Source organism: Arenimonas sp., assembly GCF_044348765.1.
Lineage (GTDB): Bacteria > Pseudomonadota > Gammaproteobacteria > Xanthomonadales > Xanthomonadaceae > Arenimonas.
The window spans coordinates 1-3,753 of the sequence record NZ_JBIKSE010000069.1 but is presented as its reverse complement, the minus strand read 5'-3'; the positions used below and the strand labels follow the sequence as shown (position 1 = coordinate 3,753).

3 protein-coding genes and 1 pseudogene are annotated in these 3,753 nt (G+C 58.6%); all 4 read right to left on the bottom strand.

The features are described from left to right. Positions 1 to 616 (bottom strand): MFS transporter (locus ACIQ0Q_RS08370; RefSeq protein ID WP_395772483.1); only part of this gene is annotated, 616 nt, incomplete at its 3' end. A gap of 190 nt (positions 617 to 806) precedes the next feature. Then, positions 807 to 2,759: an autotransporter domain-containing protein gene (locus tag ACIQ0Q_RS08365; protein ID WP_395772482.1), complete on the bottom strand. Its 1,953-nt coding sequence runs from the start codon at positions 2,757 to 2,759 to the stop codon at positions 807 to 809. Positions 2,760 to 2,909: 150 nt separating this feature from the next. After that, positions 2,910 to 3,446 carry a DUF2062 domain-containing protein gene (locus ACIQ0Q_RS08360; RefSeq protein WP_395772481.1) on the bottom strand — a complete coding sequence of 179 codons (537 nt, stop codon included), beginning with the start codon at positions 3,444 to 3,446 and terminating at the stop codon, positions 2,910 to 2,912. Continuing rightward, positions 3,446 to 3,753, bottom strand: a pseudogene (gene gidA / locus ACIQ0Q_RS08355) (tRNA uridine-5-carboxymethylaminomethyl(34) synthesis enzyme MnmG); the annotation flags it as partial. The gene ACIQ0Q_RS08360 and the pseudogene gidA, both read right to left, overlap by 1 nt.

Below are 3,753 nucleotides of genomic sequence, written 5' to 3'. Positions count from 1 at the left end.
ATTCATCGGTGGTGAACACGGTAATCAGGATGCTGACCAGAAACACAAAAGCACCGATAGCAAAGGCGATCTTGACCGAATCAGGCACCACGCCCGGTCCGGCTTCATTGGAAACACCCATCTGGTTCACCAGCCAGGGCAGATTGCTGGCCACCCAGGTGCCGATGCCGATGATCAGCGTCTGCAGGACGAATCCGTAGGAGCGCTGCCGTTCTGGGAGCTTGTCGGCGACCAGGGCGCGGAACGGCTCCATGCTGATGTTGATCGAAGCGTCCAGAATCCACAGAAAGCCGGCGGCCATCCAAAGGGTGGAGGAATAAGGCATGAAAAACAGGGCAATGGAACTGAGCACTGCGCCGATCAGAAAGTAAGGGCGCCGACGGCCGAAGCGCGGGTGCCAGGTGCGATCGCTCAGATAACCGATAATCGGCTGCACCAGCAGACCGGTCAACGGCGCTGCAATCCAAAGCAAGGGCAATGCATCCTTGTCGGCGCCCAGGGTCTGGAAGATGCGGGACATGAAGCCGCCTTGCAGTGCGAAGCCAAACTGGATGCCGAGGAAGCCGAACGACATGTTCCAGATCTGCCAAAACGATAAACGCGGTTGTGCGGCCATGCCACCCTCTCTCGGTATGTTTATGCTTGATGCAATCGTACTTGCATTCGTATGTTTTTCATACCCTACCCGAAGCCGCGCAGGCATCGGATTGCTGGATGCCTGAATACGTATGCACGCATTTCAATTCCTGTCGGTAATGAAAAACCCCGCCGAAGCGGGGTTGTTCAATGGTGTTGCCGGTGAATGATCAGAACGTTTTGCGGATACCGATACTGATGTTGTCATTATCCTCAACATCCTTGCCGTCTCGGGCGCGGTAGCTGATGTAGCCGTCGAAGCCTTCGCCGAAGCTCATGCTGGCGCCGACATTCCAGTCGATGTAGCTGTCGTCGCCCGGAGCGAAGCCCGGTAGGCTGAAGTTGGCCGGCAGGTTGGCGGTACCGCCGCGGACAAATACCTGGTCGTTATTGCTTCTTTCATTGAACCAGGCCACACGGACGAACGGCTTGATGTTATTGAATTTGCCGGAGAACTGGTAGCCGACGGTGGTCAGATTGCTGTCGCGGCTGAAGGTATCGAATCGCATGGCGGTGCTGTCGGAACCTTCGACGTAAGCTTCAACATCGGACTTCGTGTTTTCAAGGCCAGCGAACGGGCCGTGGGTGAAGCTGTCGGCCTTGAACACATAACCCACTTCCAGCGTACCGGACTGCTGGCTGATGGCGGTGCTGCCGGTTTCTTTGCGCACGCTGGACAGCAGGTCGATATTGCGGGTGATGTCCATGTCGGTGCTGCCGCCGCTGAGACCGATGCGACCATAAAGACCGTTCACTTCGTACTGGCCGAACACGCCGAATAGGATACCGCTGCCATCGAAGGATCCGAGGCTGCCGGCATTGGCCGAGTTGTCGCCGAGGGTGGCGGCGACACCAAAGGTGGCATTTTCGTTGATACGGTAGGTGGCGCCGACATTCAGGTTGGTCGAGTCACCGTTGAGGGCGGGCGTATAGTCCGACCCATCGATGTTCTTTTGACCGAACTGTACCGAGGCGAAACCACGGACTTTGCCGACTTCGCTACCGGCAGCCCATTCCGAATTCAGCGCATCGCTGATGGCGGTGTTATGCGCGAATGTGGTCTGCATGGCCACTTCCGGGGCCAGGGAAACAACGCCCGGGGCGCTGACGGTGGCGTATACGATGTTGGCGAGCAGAGCATGCGCGCGGCCGGACGGATGAATGCTGTCGGCGAACAGGTAAGTGGCACTGATTGGCTGTACCGGATAGCCGGCCGGTCCGCAGGTCAACGAGGAGGCGGGAGCCGGGCAGGCTACGCCGGTGGTGTTGGTGAACCCGTAGGCGCTCGGATTGGCCAAAACTTCGTTGATGATGCCGTATGTGTCGATGGCGACGATGCCATCCTTCAGCGTTGCCAGACCACCGTTGAAGTTCAGGTTATAAATGCTCGACAACGCACTGGCGCCGGCCGAGTTGGCGGTATTGACGTTGAGTGGGGTCTTGCCCAGGTCAGGCAGATTGAAAACCACGATGGTCTTGGCGCCGGCGGTTTGCAGGGCTTTGATCTGACCAATGGCGGTCTGGGCAGATTGGCCGGCGATGGTCTGTGCAATCGCAGATGCATTGGCTTGGCTGCCGCCGTTCACAACAAGATATTGATACAAAATCGAGCCATTCGGCAGAAAGCCGCCCGGTGCCGTAACGGCGGTGGCTGACAGGATGTCGTTGGCACCTGCCCAATAGGTATAGAGGGCGTTCGGATCAGCGACTCCCCCATTGGCGGACAGGTGCGTATTGAATTGTGTGCTCAACGAGAAATTGCCCGGAGAGTTCGAACAGGTAAAGGTGGGCAGGCCGGGAATTGGTGCCGCGATGGTGGTGCCATTGGACATGGCGCAGGCGCCGCCGTAAGCATAGTTTCTACCGGTGCTGGTGCCGGGAATCAATGGCGAGTTGTTGCTCTGGGGGCCGATGCCCAACAGTACCGAGAGGTTCTGCGAGTGGGTGCCGTCCGGATTGGTAGTGAAGCTCGTGCCGGCCGGCAGGCCGTTGAGGGTACCGACATTGCCGGCATCGGTCAGGCTGTCACCGAAGCTGATGACTTTGCTGAACTGCTGGGCTTGGGCGGCACCGCTGGTGGTGATGGCGAGGGCGAGCGCAACGGAAAGATGGGATAAACGCATGGAGTGTCTCTCTCTATATTGAAGTGTGTTCCAATGTGACCCGCGTTGGCTGATGGCAATCAGGCTGGCACGGCCCATACCCGCGCGCATTGACGCCGGGCAGTGAGCCTACATTAATACAATATTTACATCATGGCTAGTGTAAAAGCCCTAATTTTCGGCTTTTGGCGGTAAGACATGGGCCATTCGGCGCCGCCGGAAGCGTCTGGCCTCGAAACGCCCAAACAGCCACAGGCCGTGAAGACAGACGGCGGTCATCAGGCCCAGGCTCAATCCCCCCAAAACCAGGGCCACGGCGCCATCGAAAACGGCATGCCGGGGCGGCAGTTGCAGGAGACCGGCCAGGCCGGTTCCGATGCCGTAGGCGGCCAGATAGATCGGTCCGGCCGTCAAGGGATTGGTGATCATCTGCAGCCCGATCATGAGCGTCAGATTGGCACGCCCGAACCAGGCGGCGATAAAAGCGATCAGGATCTGCGCGCCATAGGTGGGTAGATACGCCAATAGGCTGCCGAGATAAATGGCTCGCACCACCGAGGCATCCTTGAACGACCATAGATAGGGCCGGCGACGGGCAAAATCTGTAAAGCGATTCAGAATCGGATAGCGATGGATGGTGGCCCGCCGCGGCAGGGGCTTCAGCCACCGGCGGATGCGGCGTCGGCGTTGGCGCCAACGGTTTTCCATTAGGCCGCGCGCTGGCCCTTCTTGAGCTGAATCAACAGCAAGGAAATCGCGGCGGGGGTCATGCCCGGAATGCGCTGGGCCTGTCCGATGGTTTCCGGGTTGGTCTGGGTGAGCTTATTCTGCAGTTCATTGGACAGGCCCGGAATGCCCATGAAGCTGAAGTCGGCCGGAAACGGGGTATTTTCCTGATTTTTCTGGCGTGCGATATCCTCGTTTTGACGGCTCAGATAACCGGCATACTTCACCGAAATTTCGACCTGCTCCGCTACCTTCGCCGACGCCGACGGCGGGCCGAATTCCGGGATGG

What these genes read in the sequence shown, in the direction of transcription:
- ACIQ0Q_RS08360 (WP_395772481.1), bottom strand. Translation starts at nt 3,446, where the DNA reads ATGGAAAACCGTTGGCGCCAACGCCGACGCCGCATCCGCCGGTGGCTG.
- ACIQ0Q_RS08365 (WP_395772482.1), bottom strand. Translation starts at nt 2,759, where the DNA reads ATGCGTTTATCCCATCTTTCCGTTGCGCTCGCCCTCGCCATCACCACC.